Here is an 18,891-nt window from a genome sequence, read left to right as displayed (position 1 = left end):
AAACAACAATAAAGTGGAGGTGAAATCATGATACACAAATCAATAAGCATTGCATTTTTCTTTTTCATGTTTGTAGCTTTAACATTACTCGTACACTTATTGGGAAATGTTCCAACTGGAATATGGCTTCCATAATAAAATTGCTGGCTGGGAAAGCTCATCTTGAGGTGAGCTTTTACCCTATGGAGGAGTTGATTTTGATTCAATTCATAAAATGTATTTTTGGCTTTCATCGCGTAATTGAAACACATTATTGTAAAGATGGTGAGTTGGAAGTTTGTCATCATTGCTTAAAAGTTGTTAAAAAATAATCGTATAGATTGATTTCAACCGAATACATGATATTTCAATATTTATACTCAATTCAAAGTTAAGTTGATCATAATATTTTTGACATTCTTTAATATGAGTTTTTTTAATGCCAAAACCAAAAATGAGTGACAATAAAATAGATTCAAATCACATGCTGTATTTTTCAATTGATCAGCTTAAAAGTTTTTTGAAGACCCAAATTCGGTTAAAAGCGGATCAAGGAGAGCTGTTTATAAGTGAATATATCACTAAAGATTTCACTCATCATGAAATAATTAATTTGGGTGAGGAATTTAAGAAAGCAGGGTATAAAGTTAAGATTAGAAATACAGGCGAAGAAAAAATATTTTCTGTTTTTTGGAATTAAATAACTGCGAGTTTTTATACTTCCAAAAATAAGAATAATTTTATTTCGACATTTTGACGATTTATATTTTATTTTTTGATAGGATTTGATTTTTAAACAGGATAGGCTTAATTAGAAAATTATTTAAATAGTTAGCTTAGTTTTATTATATTGCTTAAATACTAGTCAAAAGTAAATATACAAGATCAAACTTCAACTTAACATATCTTTGATAAAGACAGTTAATAAATGCTAGCGATTGGTGTTATGAGTGAGTTGGGCATATTTCACCTGTATTGAATCACGTGCTGGAAATCTATGAGATAACCCGATAGGATTTATGATTTTTATGAGAGAAGAAAGTGAGTAATCTAGAAAATGAAAATTTAGAACAGCAATCCCAACAAGAGCAAAAAGATTCTAGCGTAATGAATGATATCGTGAATTCGATCAATCCATTGGATGCTGTTGATCTGATTGTGGAAGCAGGTCGGTTGATTGTGAATACGGGTAAAGATATTGTTTCTGACATTGCCAATAACATCGATATTGATATAAGTCTTTAAAATTACTGAGCGAGTGCACCCATCTAAAATTAAGGCTTTAATTTATGAGATTAAACTTCTTTGCATATGACATTTAAATCAATGATGAAAAAATTTGTCTTGGCGTTTCTTATATTGAATTCGAAGTTTAGCTTTGCTGATCCAATAAAACCAACTTTTCTTGAAGAAAAATTAGATATTAAAAAGTTTAAAAAAGAGCTAGATGATAAGCATACATCTAAAATTAAAAAATCCCTTTTTCTTGTAAAAAGAGAGCCAGAATTGGACCAATTTAAATATAAAGCAGTTATGTTGAGAATTGCTAAGGATAGGCAGGGTAATTCTTTTAAATATATGAAAATGATCACTTATCTAGACTGTGATGAAAATAAAACCTATACATATTTGTCATTTTATGATGAAAATGGTATTACGCATGGTATTGGTTCGTCTAATGGCGATCTTCCTCAAGATAGTCCATTAAGAAAACAAGTCTGTATCAATGAATGACGGTGAATAGCTGTAAAACATGCTTATTTTATGTTTTAAATTGACACATTTCACGTTATTTAGTAAAACTGTGATTGTTAATTCATTATAGTGAATAAACATACAATAATCCTTAATCAGCGCAAAAATTAAGGGGAAGCCTCACAGTGATGTGGGGCTTTTTTATTTGAATGATTTATTCCAAGCGGCGTTTGCAATCATCAGTGAGTATATGTCTGTGATTTTGTTTAAATCTAATAGAGATGATGTTCTGCTTTAAAACGTTCTAGATTCCGAAGCGCATCTTGGTAACGTGAGCGTACTTGACTGCTATTGCTTCGGAGGTCAGATAATTTCTTTTTATAGTCATCACGATCTTTGTTAGACAGATCTTTACTGTCTAATTTTCCAAGATAGTAATCTATATTATTCTGTGAAGTATTAAATTCTGTATTCGCATAGTAAAAGTTACTGGCGACTTGAAAATAATGACGTAAGGATTCGCGTTTCTCTGCCGGGCAAACTCGAAAATTACCGCGCCCCTCTAAAGCTTCGTAAAAGATATTTTCAGGTTGGCAGTAAGCCTCTAAACCTTTTAGATAACCCATTTCATAAAGATTTTGACTAGGAATAATATTGGCTTTTTTACAAGAAGAATAGTATTTATCTATATGGGATTTATTTCCAGCAGCGCCATCTTTTTCACCAACGTTAAACCAATTCGCAGTTTTACATTGTTCAACACTCATTGCAGCACAACCAGAAAGTAAAACCATAAAAGTAGATAAAATTACTATAAGTTTCATGAAAAATTCTTCCAAACGATTTTTGAATTACTTTTTAAAAAATGATTTTATCATGACAAGATCAATAATTTCCTGATCATTAATGTGGTACTACATGAAAAGTGCATTTAAATTCTTAAAAATACAAAAGAGTTTTTATCTTGATTCTGCAGTTATTGCCGATATCGTATTCTAACTTTGGCGTATCTTCAGCTTGCGCATAATATTTGTATCGCAGTTGATCGATATAAACTTAGGGATTCCATCTCCAAAAGAGTAGATCTGCCAAATTCATAACTTAATTTAAAAATAGTTGATGGATAGTTAAATTTAATTAGTTGATAATTTGTTCAGATTTCTTTTAAAAAACAGGACCTTTTATCTAAAAATTACGGGGATTAAAGCAAGACTACAATTCGAGAACATAGACAGCCGTTGAGCTAAGTACAGTCAAGATTACACAGAAATTTATCGTTACTTTTTTAATTTCATAAAACTTATATACTATGATTTTATAGTTAAATTTACATTGATCTTTAAAGTGGCTTAATTCTAATGTTTGGGAAGATCGTTTTTACTGTATCGGTAGTCTTATCCATAGTTTTTTTTGTTCTAGGTTTAATCGAAGCTATTGTTGAGTTTATCGTTATTGGATGCCTCGGTTTTATAGCATCTGGCTTGGTTTTTAAACAAATGAAAATATCATTCAAGCAGAGTGACGACTAATTTTGTGGTTTAAACAATAGCGCTTCTGGCTATTTTATTTTCACAATGGTATGGGGGCGGTGAGTGAATGTTAAAAATCCAAAGTAAATTTTTGAATTGAAGTCTTTTTCAGATTTCTCTTCTACTATTTGTCAATCAAAAGAGAACAGATAAAATTATAAACTTAGCTAAAGGTTTAGATATGATTCGATCAAGTGGAATATTGTGATCTGAAATAGAGTGTAAGCTTTGATAAAGCGCTAAGCTAACGAAATTTAAAAATTTGATAAAACCCTCATAAGAGGGTTTTTGTATGTCAAGGTGCTGAAAAACAGTAAAAAAATTACATATTATTATAATAATATAATATTTTATTATCATTTTATGATATTTTTATGTTGTTATAGAGCGTTATAAATCTATATAAATCATCTTATATTAAATAAAGGGGTTAAAAATAATGGCTAAAATTGACTTAAATCCATTAGCGGAAATTGATGGATTCACAGCAGCAGCACTTGTAGACTATACCAGTGGATTATCACTTGCCGCTCAAGGAACGGGGATCGATTTAGAACTTGCTGCTGCGGGAAATACGGAAGTTTTGAGAGCAAAAATTAAAACAGCAAAAGCATTAAATTTGCAAGATACGATTGATGATGTTTTGATCACACTTGGGAAGCAATACCATTTATTACGACCACTTGAAAAGAATAGCGATTTATTTTTATATCTGGTATTAGATCGCCAAAAATCGAACTTAGCGATGGCAAGACATGAGCTTCGTATTTTTGAAAAAGAGTTAGATTTTTCTTAAAACATTGATTGGCTATTATATTTGATACGATGTAATAGCCATTTTAAGTCATCAATACTAAGAAATTAGAAAATATATTTAACATATAAATACAGCCCGAATATAGGTTATCTAAAGACGTTGAAACTTGAGTGAAATAGTCGACTTAAGTCTATGAATGTAAAGTTATAAATATGAATACTATAAAATAAAAAAATATCATTGAAAATCTCATAAATGTTATTAGAATTCTATTTCTAAATAAATTAAGAGATTGGGGATATGGAAAATAAAACAGCAAGATTAACTATTTTGATAGACCCGAACAAAAAGGAAGCTTTTGAAGAATTGTGCAATCGTCAAGATCTAAAGCCTTCACAAGTGGTTCGCCAACTAATTCGTGAGTATTTAGAAAAGCATGGTGTAGATTACGCAACGAAACCTAATTTACCCAAAAAGTAAGAATTTTAGTTTATCTATTTTATCAATAAATAGGACTATGCTTTTTTGGGGAAAAGTGTGTCTTATTAATATTGAATTAGAAGAAATTGAGTAAAATTGATCAAAAACGTTGCACTAATTATTGAAGATTCTGATATTTATAAATTTTTAATGTATTTGATTCTTTAAATCTGACCAATTTGAGCTTGATGATATTCAGCAAATAAGTAAAAGAGAGCTTACAAGCATTTTATGGCTTGTAAGCTTTCTTTTTTGTAGAAAAAGAAAGCTATAAAAAGGACATTTAAAAAGAAATTTTTGAATTCAATTTTACAAAACTACTTCTTGAATTTGGTCTTTAAAAAAATACTTTTCATGTATTTTAGATTAAGAGTATTTGCATAAATTTACCTCAAGTTAAAAATATATAAATGATAATTATTATTATTAGTAATTGCATTTGAAGTTTTGCTCAAATACAATACGCAACAATTCTTTCACAATTCCTCCGTATTTAAGTTGCGTATTAACATGAATAAACAATTAAGATTCCAGACACTGTCAATTTCAATACTCACCGCAATGTCAATTTCCGCATATGCAAAAGATACTTCTGAAGATGCGACAAAATTAAAAACAATTGTGGTGACTGCGAGTAGTCAAGCTGTAGATGTTAAAGAAGCACCAGCAAGTATTAGTGTTATTACAAGCGAAGATATCGAAAAACAACCAGTGGGGAGTCTTGGAGAATTATTAAGTAAAGTCCCGGGGGTAACGGGTGGAATTAGTCCCTCAGGCGAAGGTTCTAAGATTAAATTACGTGGTTTACCAGATAATTACACGCTGATTTTAGTTGATGGCAAACGCATCGGGTCTTCAAGAGATACAAATTATCGTCCAGATTTAGGTCGACAGGATTTAAATTGGATTACTCCTGATATGATTGAAAGAATTGAAGTTGTCCGCGGTCCAATGTCTTCTTTGTATGGTTCAGATGCAATGGGGGGAGTAATTAATATTATTACCAAGAAAATTCCTAGTGTTTGGGGTGGTAATGTTACGTTAAATTATACTCAGCCAACGACCTCTTCTGATTTAGGTACATCTTTACAAACAGGCATCATGGCTGCTGGCCCATTAACGGATACCTTAGGTCTGCGCTTGACAGCAGGGATGACTGAGCGAGAGGCAGATAAAAAATATAAAGCAGGAAATGGGACCACAGGTTCTCAAGATCAAAACTACAATGCGATGTTGCATTATCAGCCAACAGATAAACACTCACTCAGTTTTGAAGCGGGGCATAGTATTCAAAAGAATGAAAAGGGTTCTCAAATTAACGCCACAACAGGTGCTGAGCAGGAGACCAGTTGGGGCGCAAATAAATTAGAACATAACTCATATAGCATATCGCATGATGGCGAGTGGGCAATTGGTAAATCTAAATTAAGTGCATATTACAATGACTATGATTCAAGTGTGCTTGGTTCTAAAACTAAATCAAATGAAATGATTGTTGAAGGTAGTTTAACCATGCCATTTGAGGCAATGTTTAAGCAAGTCTTAACTGTTGGCGGTCAATGGAAAAAACAAGAATTAACCAATACTGACACGATTGGCACTCTACCAGGAGGGAGTTGGGATGGGAAAAGTTATACCGATCCTACAGTGAATAATAAGAATTGGGCATTATTTTTTGAAGACAATATTTCATTGTTGGATAATTTGACATTAACCGTAGGGAATCGTTTAGATCATGATGATAAATACGGTGCACATCATAGTCCACGAGGTTATTTAGTTTATAGTCTAACAGATGATCTGGTAATTAAAGGTGGGGTCGCAAAAGGCTTTAGAGCACCAACAGTGAAAGAATCATCTCCTGGTGGAGCTACTCAGTCTGGCGGGAATGGCTGTAATGGTTTAAAAGGTAAAACTTGGTATGACAGTAAGCAAAAACCAGATACCTATACAGGCGGTGGTTGCTATATGACAGGTAATCCCAACTTAAAACCTGAAGAAAGCACAAACTATGAAATTGGTGTGAATTATACTGGTTCTGGTGCGGACTTAGGTTTGACACTTTTCCAAACAGATTTTAAAAATAAAATCGCTTATTCACCATTAGGTCACGAAGGTGGTATTTGGTTTACCCGTAATGAAAATATTCAAAAAGCGGTAACACGTGGTATCGAAATGGTTGTAAATTTCCCAGTTTTAGATAATCTAAAATGGAATAATAATGCTACCTATTTCTTAAAAGCAAAAAATGAAGATACTGGTGCAACTTTACTGACTACTTCAAAATTAACAGTGAATTCCGCATTAAATTGGCAGCCAACCGATCCACTCAATTTAGAGTTGTCCGCACAATATTTGGGTAAACAATATTTGACCGATAAAGGCGCTACCCCTACGATGCAAAAACCACATACGATCGTAAATCTAGCAAGTAATTATCAAGTCAATGATAAGCTTATTGTACGTGGCGGTTTTACTAATTTACTTGATAAAAAGTTGTCAAATGGTAGAGATGCATACTTCGTTGAACGTCAAAAAGTATTTGTAGGTGCAACCTTTAAATTTTAATCAATTATATTGAAGTGAAGACAGACTTCACTTCAATAATAGATCATGTGTTAAAAAACCATCTGCGGATGGTTTTTTTGCTATGTTTTTTATTCATATCAAAAATTTACCCTAATATTTTTTTACACTCTTATAGTTTAATAAAATCAAGTGGTTATATATATTGTAAAAAACTTTGGTATTTTATGATTTTTATAATTAACTTGCTGTTATCAGAGTGTTTTTTGATTTAAAATTATTGTTCACTGCCATATAGGCAGCTTAGAAATTTAAGTCCATGGTGTCGTGCTGAAGTTGAGTGTTCACTGCCATATAGGCAGCTTAGAAAAGTGGTAAATACTGTCGCTTTTACGAGCGTGGGTTCACTGCCATATAGGCAGCTTAGAAAATTTATCAAACTTGTAGAAATCAATTTCGAAAGTTCACTGCCATATAGGCAGCTTAGAAAACAAATGAGACTTATCAAAACCGTAATATCTTGTTCACTGCCATATAGGCAGCTTAGAAATTCTTGATACATACGATCACCAAGATGAACTCGTTCACTGCCATATAGGCAGCTTAGAAAGTTTGAAATCATAAGGAAGCTTGTAATCAGAGGTTCACTGCCATATAGGCAGCTTAGAAAAATGCACCAGATACAATAGCAGTACTACCTAAGTTCACTGCCATATAGGCAGCTTAGAAAATAGTCGATTGCTCGATTGGCAAATAAATTTCGTTCACTGCCATATAGGCAGCTTAGAAATGACAAGCGAGAAAAGGGTGAATTACTTGAACGTTCACTGCCATATAGGCAGCTTAGAAAATACCCTGACAATGTCACACCTCCAACCGATGGTTCACTGCCATATAGGCAGCTTAGAAAATCAAGGTCATGCCTTCATTTGATTGCCATTGGTTCATTGCCATATAGGCAGCTTAGAAAATTTACGATTCTCATTAAACTGATACTCTTGTGTTCACTGCCATATAGGTAGATTAAAAATCAATAGATGAGCAATAGATGATGTTGACTGCTAGTTAATTGAGAATTTTATTTTGTATATTTTAAGCAGTAATAATTTTATCAGTAGAGAAAGCCACCTTAGCGATAACTTTCTCTGATTAAACCTATTAATTTATTTTAATTTAAATCAATATTTAGCCAATTATAAATAGGTTTTAGTATTACCACTCGTATTTTAAGCCCACTCTAAAATTAGTCGGTGCACCATAATAGCTATTGGTTGTCGCTAAATGATATTTTTCATTAAACAGGTTGTTGATATTCAGATTCAGCAATAAATTTTCATTGATTTTATAACGTGCCATTAAATCAACTAAAGTGTAACTGTTCTGGGTAAAACGAGTCTTTACAGGGAGGGTTATATCTGAATAAATATCACTTTGCCAACGTAGACCGCCACCTATTGTCAGAGCCTTATCAAAGTAAGGCAGAGTATAGGTGGTAAATAATTTAGCAGTATTATTTGGAATGTTGGTGTTTATACTATTACCTTGACTGTTTTTCGACAAATTTCGAGTAAAACTTCCTGAAACTTGCCATAACTCATTGAGTTTTCCTGTGGCTTCTACTTCAAGACCGCGGCTCTTTGTTCCCGATTCTGCTGTATATGCTTGAGATCCATCAGGAGCTATGTGAGAGTTATCTGCTTGTTCAGGGACAGCGACTGCAAAATTATCTTCTTTAGTTTGATAAACAGCAGCACCTATATTCAATTGATTATCGAAAAATTCACCTTTAATGCCTACTTCTGTACTGTTGCCGACAAGTGGGTCTAAATAATCTCCCTTAACTGTCTTTTTATCCTGAGGAGAAAAAATATTGGTATAACTGGCATATGTTGTCCAATTGTCAGTTAAATCATAGCTAAGCCCTACATACGGGATGACTTCACCAGTCTCTTTATGAGTTTTGATATCTGTTGTATTTTTAGCATTATCATGATTTACAGCAACACGTTTCCAGTCTTCAACGCGCGTACCTAAAATAATCGCTGCCTTGTCTGATGGCTTTAAACGAACTGCACCAAATATAGAACGACTACTATCATTTCCACTATACCAGCCGTCAATTATCGTTTCAGGTCGACTTGGTGTATGACCATCCCAAGTGAAAATATTGTCTAATTTTCCATTCCAAGACATTCCATTATTCCAACCCGAGTAGGTAGGACGTTGATTTTCACTTTTGGTATAGGTTGTACCTAAAACAACTTCATGGGTTTGATTGAATAGATTAAAAGAACCATTCAGCGTTAAATTAAATAAGTTTTGTGTTGGTTCATAATCCCAGCGTGTCGCATAAATTAAAGCACCTTTTCCAGTTTGTTTATCTATTCCTGAACTATTATATGCATAACCGACCACTTCGTCAGACGACGTCTCAGTTCGAGATAACGTCCCTTTGATTTTCCAGTTATCGTTAAATTTATGTTCAATATCTGCAAAATAACCAGTCGTTGATCGGTCTGAATACGTCCAACCTGCAGCTGCTGAATCAGAGCGTGACCATTCAATCAGTGAACCATCCGTATAATATGAAGGTAAACCTCCACGAGCAATGCCTGAAATATCAATTTTTTGATAGCTAATTCCAAGACTTGCTTTGGTTCGATCTGTTAAATCAGCTTCAAGTACGCCATATGCAACTTTACGTTCTTCCGCATAACGATCTATATAAGAGTCGCCATCTTGATAAGCTAGTACGGCACGACCACGGATATTCCCAGACTGATTCAGTGGTGATGAAACATCGATATCTGTTCTATAGGTATCCCACGATCCAGCACTAGAGCTTATAGAAGCTTTAAAGTCTTGTAATGGTTTTTTTCGAACCATATTAATACTAGCACTGGCTGAACCAGCACCAGTCATCAAACCATTAGCACCCCGAACAATCTCAATTCTGTCAAAAAGTGCAGTATCTTGACTTTGAAAAATGCTGGAATATGAATTCAGTAATTTCACACCATCTAATAAATAGTTGTCTACAGTTTGACCTCGTGCATAAATTGGTGAGTTATCTGAGCCAATATTTCCACCTTGATTGATTGTTAATCCAGCAGCTTGCGTTACGACATCTGTTAATTGTGTTAAGTTTTGATCCTCCATTTGCTGGCGTGTGATTACACTGACCAATTGAGGTGTTTCTTTTAGGCTGAGTGCTAAGCCTGTTGATGCTGTGGTGGCTTTTGCGGTATATAAACCTGTGTCTTCGGTTGTCAGGCTATTTGTATTATTGACCGATACAGTGATGGTAGGGAGCTGAGTAGAATTTTGTTCTTGACCATCAGATGTACTCGCTGCTGAGAATACAGATCCATTTACTAAAAAAATAGATCCGCCCCAGAGTGCTGTACGAATTGCAATCGCTAAAGCATCTTTAGTTTGATGTTCCTTCATTAGATTCTCGTATGAGTAATATTCATGTACTTAGTCGTTTTTGTCTTAAAAAAAGCTCATTTTTTTATTATTTAAATACTGGATATGTATTTAGTTGCAACAACAGTAGATAACAGGAGTGAATAAGATAGAGAGTATTAAAAGAGCAAATATTTTTTAACTCTTTGTTTTATCAATAGAGGGATTTCAAAAGTTTGGGGTAAGTATTGCAATATACTTTATTGAATTTATAGATTTAATTTTCATTTACTAAATTGTTTTATACGTAAAAATGATGATTAATTAAATGTTGTGTTATAGATACTAGAGCAGGCGTGAAAAGCTTGTTTAATATCTCGTTTAACGGTGGCTTCAGAAATATTAAGTTTTTCGCCGATAGATCGGTAAGTCATATCTTCCATCTGTGATAATAAAAAAACCTGTGCAACCCGGTCGGGGAGCTTTTCTAGCGTTTGATGAACTTGGTATAAACTTTCCTGAATACATATTTCATGTTCTACAGATGGGTGACTATCCTGAGGTGTATGTATTAATGCATCTAAATATAAGCGCTCGATTTGCTGATGGCGCCAATGATCAATAATCACGTGTTTGGCAATCCCCAATAACCATGCTTTGGGTTCTTTAATATTTTCAAAACTGTAGTTACTTTTTAATGCACGATAAAAAACTTCCTGACTTAGATCTTCGGAGTGGTGATGGTTGTGAAGTTTATGTTTGAACCACAGAAGTAAAGTATTTTGATGGTCTTGATAAATATGATCAAACCACTGTTGCTTTTGTACGTTCAAATTCATTAGATTTGCCTGTTTAAGAAGCGAACAACACAAAGTTTTGCTAAGGAGGGGAATGTGTTGAAAATAATGATAGTGATAATGATTATTAAATGCAATAATAAAACTTACAAAATGCAACATGAATAAATGAACTATTTTGAACCTACTTTCATCTTAATTATTAATGAGATGAATAATAAATAAATATGAGATTTCACTTTATTTGGTTCGTAATTGTAAATTTTGATCGTTCTACGACTGTATGAATAAGAGTTCTTATGAGTAAGCCATCTGTAAATGTAAACCCCAAAAAAAGTTTTATTGGCCGCAAATTTAAATATTTAATTGGATTTATGCTGCTGATTATTTTCGGACTAGCAGGCTTCTATTGGAAAAAAACCTCATCCAAACCCGCAGAGGAATATAGCCAATGGAGTAAACCTGTACCCGTGCGAACTGTGCCAGTACAACGACAAGATTTACAGGTTGAAATTAAAGCAATTGGTACAGTCATTCCTACACATATTGTGAATGTACAAAGTCAGGTTTCTGGGGTTTTACAGCAGATTTATTTTAAAGAAGGGCAAACCGTAAAAAAGGGTCAGCTCCTTGCACAAATTGATCCCGCACCATTCCAAGTCGTGCTTGCACAGGCTGAAGGAACACGACAACAGAACTTAGCACAATTGCAAAATGCTGAAACAGAGTTGAAGCGTTATCAATTATTGTTTAAACAAGATTCAATTGCGAAACAACAAGTAGAACAACAACTCGCTCTGGTCAATCAACTCCAAGGACAGATACAAGCGAACAAGGCGCAAGTGGATGCCGCAAAACTACAGCTGTCTTATACTAAAATTTATTCACCTATTGATGGGCGGGTTGGATTTAGACAGAAAGATGCTGGTAACCTTATTCAAGCCAATGAAAGTGCTGGTTTAGTCAGTATTACTCAAGTTCATCCAATTTTTGTGCAATTTTCAGTGGCAGAAAACTATTTAGCAAATCTGCGTCAATCATTAAAAAATGGCGATAAAGTGTTGGTAACTGCTTGGGATAAAACAGAGCAAAAACAACTTGCGCTGGGGCATGTACAAGCAATAGATAATCAGATTGATATCAGTACTGGGACTTTAAAAATAAAAGCAATTTTTGCTAATCATGATGATGCTTTATTTCCAAATCAGTTTGTCAATGTGCGTTTAAATACTCAAACCATTCAAAATGCAATCAGTATCCCGAGTGATGCTGTACAACATGGTGCAAAAGGCAGCTATGTTTATATCATCAATCCGCAAAATAAAGCCGAAATTCGCATGTTAAAACTGGGGATGACATCGAATGGTCAAATTGAAGTTTTAGACGGATTAAAGGGGAGCGAAAAAGTAGTACTTGAAGGAATTGATCGTCTTTCGGAAGGCAAAGAAGTTCAAATTGTTGTAGAGAATCAACAGCCAATTTCTACGGCCAAGCCAACTGCTGGATAAATCATGAATATTTCACGGTTCTTTATTTTACGTCCAGTCGCAACCACATTATTGATGTTAGCACTGCTGTTGAGTGGCTTCTTGGTTTGGCGGTTGTTGCCTGTCTCTGCTTTGCCACAGGTCGATTATCCAATTATTCAAGTCTATACTTTTCAACCTGGCGCCAATCCCGATACAGTACAACGCACAATCACCGCACCACTCGAACGAGAAATGGGCAAAATTGCTGGTTTAAAGCAAATGTCTTCCAGTAGTTCAGTGGGGGCATCCGTTATTACCTTGCAGTTTGAACTGAGCGCAGAACTTGGTGTCGTTGAACAAGAAGTACAGTCAGCACTCAGTACCGCCAGCAGTAAATTACCCAATGATCTACCAGCACCACCGATTTACCGTAAAGTAAATCCTGCTGATGTTCCTGTGATTACCCTTGCGATCAGCTCAGAAACTTTACCTTTAACAACAGTCTACGACATGGTGGATACCCGAGTTGCACAAAAGCTTTCTCAGCTTTCAGGTGTCGGGATGGTCAGTCTTGCGGGGGGGCAACGTCCAGCAATACGCGTGCAAATGAATGCTACGGCACTTGCTGCCTATAAAATGAGTGCTGAGGATGTGCGTTCTGCAATTAATTCTGCCAATGCAAATCAACCCAAAGGCAGCTTTGATGGACCATATCGCACCACCATGTTGGATGCCAATGATCAGATTCGCTCGATTGCAGATTATGAAAATCTAATTTTACGTTGGAACAATGGCGCACCGATACGTCTTAGAGATGTGGCAAAAGTCATAGAAGGGAGCGAAGATCGCTATATGGCGGCTTGGGCAGACAGTCAAGCTGCAATCTTGGTCAATGTACAGCGCCAACCGAATGCCAATGTGATTCAAGTTGCAGATCAGATTAAGCAAATATTGCCTGAGCTACAAAAAAATCTGCCTGAAAATGTCAAAATTCGAGTGTTAACCGATCGAACTGAGAGTATTCGTAGCTCCATTGATGATGTGCAAAAAGAATTGGTTTTTGCCGTGTGCTTGGTGGTGATGGTGACTTTTTTATTTTTAAGAAATTTATCCGCTACGATTATTCCTAGTATTGCCGTACCACTGTCGATTATTGGTACTTTTGTCGTCATGTATTTTTTAGGATTCTCTGTTAATAACCTGACTTTAATGGCACTCACCATTGCGACAGGCTTTGTAGTCGATGATGCAATTGTGATGTTGGAAAATATTGCACGACATCGTGAGGCAGGAGAAAGCTTATTACAAGCCGCACTTAAAGGATCTAAAGAAATCGGCTTTACCTTAATTTCGCTGTCGATTTCACTGATTGCAGTATTAATCCCATTACTGTTTATGGGGGATGTAGTTGGGCGACTGTTCCATGAATTTGCTGTCACTTTAGCAGCAGCAATCGCAATTTCATTGGTGGTGTCGCTTACATTGACGCCAATGATGTGCGCATATTTATTAAAAAATGCCAAACATTCAACTTCTCACAGTCGCTGGAGTCTAGACCGAATTATCCAGCAATACGGTAAAGCTTTACAGTGGGTTTTTCGGCATCAAGTACTGACTCTTGCGGTGATGTTGAGTACCGTCATTTTAGCGGGTCTGCTGTATTGGATGATTCCCAAAGGCTTTTTCCCTGTACAGGACAGTGGTGTCATACAGGTGGTGACTGAAGCGCCTGATGATATTTCATTCCAAGCCATGAGTGAGCGTCAACAAACACTCGCGGGGCAGATCTTAAAAGATCCTGCTGTGGAAAGTTTGTCTTCATTTATTGGTATAGATGCCAATAATCCAAAACTAAGTAATGGACGTATTTTAATTAATCTAAAGCCGCATGCTGAAAGAGATCCTGTAGATCAAATTATGGCACGACTTAGAGGACAGTTCGCTCAAGTTGAAGGGATTCAAGGCTGGATGCAACCAGTACAAGAGCTGAGTATTGAAGATAAAATTAGTCGTACTCAATATCAACTGAGTATAAGCGCTGCTAAAACGACAGATTTAGCCGAATGGACTCCTATATTTGTTGATGCTTTACGACTACAACCTGAATTTGCACAAGTCACCAGTGAAGAGGGTGGACAAGGCTTACAAGCATTTATTGATGTCAATCGAGATGCCGCAGCACGTTTGGGTTTAAACATTGAAGATATCAGTTTAGCTTTACAAAATTTATTTGCGCAGCGCCAGATTGCAACTTTATACACGCAATCTAATCAATATCGTATTGTTTTAGAACTGGACCCAACATTCACTCAAGGTATAGATGCTTTAGGGCAAACCTATATTCATAATAAAAGTGGAGAGCCGATATTACTCAGTTCTGTTGCCAATATTGTGCAAAAACGCGTGCCTATTATTCTGCAACAGCAATCACAATTTCCAGCCAATGGGGTATCTTTTAATCTTGCATCAGGGGTCGCGCTCGGGGATGCGATCAAAGCGATTGATCGTGTACAACAGCGTCTAAATCTACCAACAGAAGTCAAAGTCAAACTGCAAGGTGCAGCTGCTGCTTATGAGAACTCGCAACAACATACGTTCTGGTTGGTGATTGCAGCAATAGTGACCATGTACATTGTGTTGGGCATTCTGTACGAAAGTTTTATTCACCCGATAACCATTCTTTCTACCTTGCCATCTGCTGCAATTGGTGCTTTGTTGGCATTGTTTATGGTCAATCGACCACTGGACATGATTGCCTTGATTGGGATCATTTTATTGATTGGTCTGGTCAAGAAAAATGGCATCATGATGGTGGATTTTGCTTTGGCTGCACAACGTAATGACGGATTGTCACCACAGCAAGCGATTTATCAAGCCGCACTGATGCGTTTTCGCCCAATTTTAATGACCACACTTGCGGCACTGGTTGGGGCAATTCCATTGATGCTTGCGTCGGGTTCAGGGGCTGAATTACGTCAGCCTCTTGGGATCGTCATGGTGGGTGGTTTGATTTTAAGTCAAGTCCTCACGTTATTTACTACACCAGTGGTTTATTTATTTTTTGATCGTCTGCAATATTCATTGCAACATACCAATTCAGATTTATCTGTAGATGATTTACCCACAGATCATGATACGACAAGGAGAGAGTTTTGACTTTTCTCTCGACCTTTATTCACCGACCAGTTGCCAGTATTTTACTGGGAATCGCAATTGTATTATTGGGTATATTGGCCTATTTTCGCTTACCTGTAGCCGCTTTACCACAGGCAGATATTCCAACGATTGTGGTGCGAGCAAGTTTACCTGGTGCAAGTCCTGAAAGTATGTCTGCCACCGTGGCGACGCCATTAGAGCGCGCCATGATGGGCGTTTCAGGGGTAAAAGCGATTAATTCTTCAAGTAATCAAAGCGCAACCCAAGTGGTTTTGCATTTTGATTTAAAGACTGACATCAATGAAGCCGCCAGAGAGGTCCAAGCTGCAATCAATGCTGCGATGTCACAGCTGCCTTCTGGAATGCCAAGCCCTCCTGAATATTTCAAGATCAATCCAAGCCAGAGTCCAATTTTTTATTTGGCACTGAGTTCAGAACATCTTTCTGCGGGCAAACTCTATGAAATTGCCAGTAATCAGCTGCAGCCAAATCTTGCGCAAATTAATGGGGTTGGGGAAGTTGTCATTGACGGGGCATCTATGCCAGCTGTGCGAATTCAACTCAATCCAAATGCCTTGATTTCACAAGGGGTGTCTTTGGAGCAAGTTCGTGAAGCGATTGTAAAAAGTAATACAGTACAAGCCTTAGGGGTAATTGAAACTGAACAGTTACGTTGGCAAGTTGAGCTTCCAAGTCGTTTAAAAAAAGCGGATGATTTTGCCAATTTGATCATACATCAAAATGGTCAGACAGTTGTCCGTTTAAAAGATGTGGCTGAGGTACAGGATTCGGTCGAAAACCGTTATGTAAGTGGTTTTCACAATGGCAAACCAGCGGTTATTATTAAAATCAGCCGTCAACCCAATGCAAATACCGTTGCCACAATTGAAAAGATCAAAGAAAAACTACCAGAGTTAAGCAGATTAATTCCAGCAGATTCACAACTGACCACAGTGATGGATGGATCGGAAATTATTCGGGCGGGCTTAAATGAGGCAAGGGATACTTTATTATTTTCCATGCTTTTGGTGATTATTGTGGTCGCACTGATGTTAGGTCGTCTGCAAAGTGCTCTTGTTCCAAGTATTGCTTTACTGGTGACTTTGATTGGCGCATGCAGCCTGGTTTATCTCGCTGGATTTTCATTGAATAACTTGTCGATTATGGCGGTGATTGTTGCGATTGGGCTCGTGGTTGATGATGCAATTGTGGTTTTAGAAAATATTGAACGTCATATAGAACAGGGTGAACAGCCTATACAGGCTGCCTTAAATGGTATTCGAGAAGTCGGTCTGACCTTGCTGGCAATGAATTTGGCTTTGGTGGTGATCTTTATTTCCGTGCTATTTATGGGAGGTGTAATCGAACGATTGTTTAGAGAGTTTTCTTTAACACTGATTTTTATTATTATTTTATCTGTATTTGTCTCCCTAGTCCTTACGCCAAGCTTATCTGCACGCTGTTTAAAACCATTAGAGCGTTATCAACATCAGGTTTTGTATCGCTATAGCCATCGCTTGATGCAGGGTTTGAGTCAGCTCTATTTGCATTCACTGAAATGGATGATCAAACACGGTTATTTGGTCATTTTGCTATGGGGCGGTGCAATTGCTGCTTCTGTATATGTCTATCAAACATTACCCAAACGGGTATTACCTGAGCAAGATACCGGACGGGTTGAAGCTTTTATTCGAGGGGATGATGGCTTCTCCTTTCAAATTATGCAACCCAAAATCGCCACCTTTAGTGAAAGTGTATTAAAGGATCCCGCAGTCAAAGATGTGATTGGTACGTCTGGTGGTGCTGGCGGAATCACCAATTCTTTTTTAATGGTGAGTTTAAAACCCAAAGCAGAGCGAGATGGCAAATCTTCACATGAAATTGTAGATAGAATTAAAAAAAATGCCCCATGGCTGGCAGGTGCGATTTTTTCTGCACAAGTCAAACAGGAACTAGAATTGGATGATCCATTTTCAAGTGGAAGTGGGCAAGATTATTTGTTGTTACTGCAATCTGATGATGTTGCGTTATTACGTCAGTGGACGCCTAAAGTTGCTCAGGCAATGCAGAAGCTTCCAGAGTTAGAAGAAGTTGAAACCATGGGTGATGAAGGGGCTCAGCATGTGACTTTAGACATTGACCGTGAAGCAGCACGTCGTTTGGGTGTGGACATAGAAAATATTTCAAGTGTACTCAATAACTCATTTTCGCAGCGCCAAATTTCGACTATTTATGATCAAACCCAACAGTTTTATGTGGTGATGGAAGTCGATAAACACTTTACTGAACATCCTGAAGCGCTGGCAAATGTACGCATTCCAAACCAACAAGGGATTGCTGTACCACTCAGTAATTTTGCCACATGGTCTTATGGTATTACCAATGATCGGGTTTATCGACGCAACCAATATGCCGCAATGGGGATTGGTTATGTGGTTAAACAAGGCTATAGCTATGAACAAGCGGATGCGGCTATTCGTAGTGTTTTACCCGAAGTGATGTTACCCCATGAAATTTTTATCATGACAGATAAAGATGTCGAGGCAGAAAGTTTGCAGGCTGGTTTATCGACGCCGTTACTTGTCTGTGTGGTGATCTTACTTATTTATATCGTTCTTGGGGTTACCTATGAAAGTCTGGTTCATCCATTGACGATTTTATCGACAGTACCCGCAGTGGCTTTGGGGGCTTTGTTGACCTTATGGTTATTTAATTTCCAATTCACCTTAATTGCACTTTTGGGCATGTTTTTATTGATCGGAATTGTTGTAAAAAATGCCATTCTTTTAATTGATTTTACTTTATTAGAAAGAAGAGCAGGCAAGTCTGCATATCAGGCTATTTTGTCTGCCGCAGCTCTCCGTTTTCGTCCAATTCTGATGACCAATACCGCAGCGTTGCTGGGTGCAATTCCACTGGCACTTAGCTGGGGAGAAGGGGCAGAGCTACGTCAGCCTTTGGGTGTTGTCATTGTGGGTGGTTTAGCCTTGGGTCAATTATTGACGTTGTATACAACGCCTGTCTTGTATTTGGTGTTGGAAAAATGTGCTGAATCTTGTTTGAGATTGAAAAATAAATATGCACTTCATTGAGGT

12 protein-coding genes and 1 CRISPR repeat array are annotated in these 18,891 nt (G+C 36.6%); of the genes, 9 read left to right on the top strand and 3 right to left on the bottom strand.

What is annotated here, in order from left to right; all coding sequences use genetic code 11:
- Window positions 1-418: 418 nt before the first annotated feature.
- The 3 genes from ACG9ZL_RS05615 to ACG9ZL_RS05605 all read left to right on the top strand — a co-directional run bounded on the left by ACG9ZL_RS05615 (window position 419) and on the right by ACG9ZL_RS05605 (window position 1,713).
- Complete coding sequence (locus tag ACG9ZL_RS05615; protein WP_336953166.1) at window positions 419-679, top strand: hypothetical protein; 261 nt, start codon at window positions 419-421, stop codon at window positions 677-679.
- 341 nt (window positions 680-1,020) lie between these two features.
- Window positions 1,021-1,224, top strand: a complete 204-nt coding sequence (locus tag ACG9ZL_RS05610) for a hypothetical protein (RefSeq protein ID WP_419327368.1) — start codon at window positions 1,021-1,023, stop codon at window positions 1,222-1,224.
- A gap of 81 nt (window positions 1,225-1,305) precedes the next feature.
- Complete coding sequence (locus tag ACG9ZL_RS05605) at window positions 1,306-1,713, top strand: hypothetical protein (protein WP_336953162.1); 408 nt, start codon at window positions 1,306-1,308, stop codon at window positions 1,711-1,713.
- Between the two features lie 233 nt (window positions 1,714-1,946).
- On the opposite strand, the gene ACG9ZL_RS05600 is transcribed toward ACG9ZL_RS05605, so the two are convergent.
- Window positions 1,947-2,498: a DUF2799 domain-containing protein gene (locus ACG9ZL_RS05600; protein WP_419327369.1), complete on the bottom strand. Its 552-nt coding sequence runs from the start codon at window positions 2,496-2,498 to the stop codon at window positions 1,947-1,949.
- Between the two features lie 1,144 nt (window positions 2,499-3,642).
- On the opposite strand from ACG9ZL_RS05600, the gene ACG9ZL_RS05595 reads away from it, so the two are divergent.
- The 3 genes from ACG9ZL_RS05595 (at window position 3,643) to ACG9ZL_RS05585 (ending at window position 7,008) form a co-directional block, all read left to right on the top strand.
- Window positions 3,643-3,999 carry a roadblock/LC7 domain-containing protein gene (locus ACG9ZL_RS05595; RefSeq protein ID WP_336953159.1) on the top strand — a complete coding sequence of 119 codons (357 nt, stop codon included), beginning with the start codon at window positions 3,643-3,645 and terminating at the stop codon, window positions 3,997-3,999.
- A 261-nt stretch (window positions 4,000-4,260) separates the two neighbouring features.
- A complete protein-coding gene (locus ACG9ZL_RS05590; RefSeq protein WP_336953158.1) occupies window positions 4,261-4,440 on the top strand; it encodes a ribbon-helix-helix protein in 180 nt (59 codons plus the stop codon).
- Window positions 4,441-4,950: 510 nt separating this feature from the next.
- Window positions 4,951-7,008, top strand: a complete 2,058-nt coding sequence (locus ACG9ZL_RS05585; protein WP_419359354.1) for a TonB-dependent receptor domain-containing protein — start codon at window positions 4,951-4,953, stop codon at window positions 7,006-7,008.
- A gap of 240 nt (window positions 7,009-7,248) precedes the next feature.
- A CRISPR array of direct repeats spans window positions 7,249-7,996; the repeat unit is 28 nt; unit sequence GTTCACTGCCATATAGGCAGCTTAGAAA.
- Window positions 7,997-8,178: 182 nt separating this feature from the next.
- Here ACG9ZL_RS05585 and ACG9ZL_RS05580 read toward each other — a convergent pair.
- Window positions 8,179-10,416: a TonB-dependent siderophore receptor gene (locus ACG9ZL_RS05580; RefSeq protein WP_419359352.1), complete on the bottom strand. Its 2,238-nt coding sequence runs from the start codon at window positions 10,414-10,416 to the stop codon at window positions 8,179-8,181.
- Between the two features lie 278 nt (window positions 10,417-10,694).
- A complete protein-coding gene (locus ACG9ZL_RS05575) occupies window positions 10,695-11,213 on the bottom strand; it encodes an RNA polymerase sigma factor (RefSeq protein WP_419359350.1) in 519 nt (172 codons plus the stop codon).
- A gap of 257 nt (window positions 11,214-11,470) precedes the next feature.
- Here ACG9ZL_RS05575 and ACG9ZL_RS05570 point away from each other — a divergent pair, with 257 nt between their 5' ends.
- The 3 genes from ACG9ZL_RS05570 to ACG9ZL_RS05560 are packed head-to-tail and all read left to right on the top strand — an operon-like array spanning window position 11,471 to window position 18,888.
- Window positions 11,471-12,679: an efflux RND transporter periplasmic adaptor subunit gene (locus tag ACG9ZL_RS05570; protein ID WP_419359348.1), complete on the top strand. Its 1,209-nt coding sequence runs from the start codon at window positions 11,471-11,473 to the stop codon at window positions 12,677-12,679.
- A 3-nt stretch (window positions 12,680-12,682) separates the two neighbouring features.
- Window positions 12,683-15,796: a multidrug efflux RND transporter permease subunit gene (locus ACG9ZL_RS05565; RefSeq protein WP_419359346.1), complete on the top strand. Its 3,114-nt coding sequence runs from the start codon at window positions 12,683-12,685 to the stop codon at window positions 15,794-15,796.
- On the top strand, window positions 15,793-18,888 hold the full coding sequence (locus tag ACG9ZL_RS05560; RefSeq protein WP_419359344.1) for an efflux RND transporter permease subunit: 3,096 nt from the start codon (window positions 15,793-15,795) through the stop codon (window positions 18,886-18,888). The genes ACG9ZL_RS05565 and ACG9ZL_RS05560 overlap by 4 nt, the downstream gene beginning before the upstream one ends.
- The last annotated feature ends 3 nt before the right edge of the window (window positions 18,889-18,891 follow it).

The sequence above is a fragment of the Acinetobacter legionensis genome, from assembly GCF_048551735.1.
Lineage (GTDB): Bacteria > Pseudomonadota > Gammaproteobacteria > Pseudomonadales > Moraxellaceae > Acinetobacter.
Note: the sequence above shows the minus strand (reverse complement) of the source record. Positions and strands in the feature narration are given on the sequence as shown.

What these genes read in the sequence shown, in the direction of transcription:
- ACG9ZL_RS05615 (WP_336953166.1), top strand. Translation starts at nt 419, where the DNA reads ATGCCAAAACCAAAAATGAGTGACAATAAAATAGATTCAAATCACATG.
- ACG9ZL_RS05605 (WP_336953162.1), top strand. Translation starts at nt 1,306, where the DNA reads ATGATGAAAAAATTTGTCTTGGCGTTTCTTATATTGAATTCGAAGTTT.
- ACG9ZL_RS05600 (WP_419327369.1), bottom strand. Translation starts at nt 2,498, where the DNA reads ATGAAACTTATAGTAATTTTATCTACTTTTATGGTTTTACTTTCTGGT.
- ACG9ZL_RS05595 (WP_336953159.1), top strand. Translation starts at nt 3,643, where the DNA reads ATGGCTAAAATTGACTTAAATCCATTAGCGGAAATTGATGGATTCACA.
- ACG9ZL_RS05590 (WP_336953158.1), top strand. Translation starts at nt 4,261, where the DNA reads ATGGAAAATAAAACAGCAAGATTAACTATTTTGATAGACCCGAACAAA.
- ACG9ZL_RS05585 (WP_419359354.1), top strand. Translation starts at nt 4,951, where the DNA reads ATGAATAAACAATTAAGATTCCAGACACTGTCAATTTCAATACTCACC.
- ACG9ZL_RS05580 (WP_419359352.1), bottom strand. Translation starts at nt 10,416, where the DNA reads ATGAAGGAACATCAAACTAAAGATGCTTTAGCGATTGCAATTCGTACA.
- ACG9ZL_RS05575 (WP_419359350.1), bottom strand. Translation starts at nt 11,213, where the DNA reads ATGAATTTGAACGTACAAAAGCAACAGTGGTTTGATCATATTTATCAA.
- ACG9ZL_RS05570 (WP_419359348.1), top strand. Translation starts at nt 11,471, where the DNA reads ATGAGTAAGCCATCTGTAAATGTAAACCCCAAAAAAAGTTTTATTGGC.
- ACG9ZL_RS05565 (WP_419359346.1), top strand. Translation starts at nt 12,683, where the DNA reads ATGAATATTTCACGGTTCTTTATTTTACGTCCAGTCGCAACCACATTA.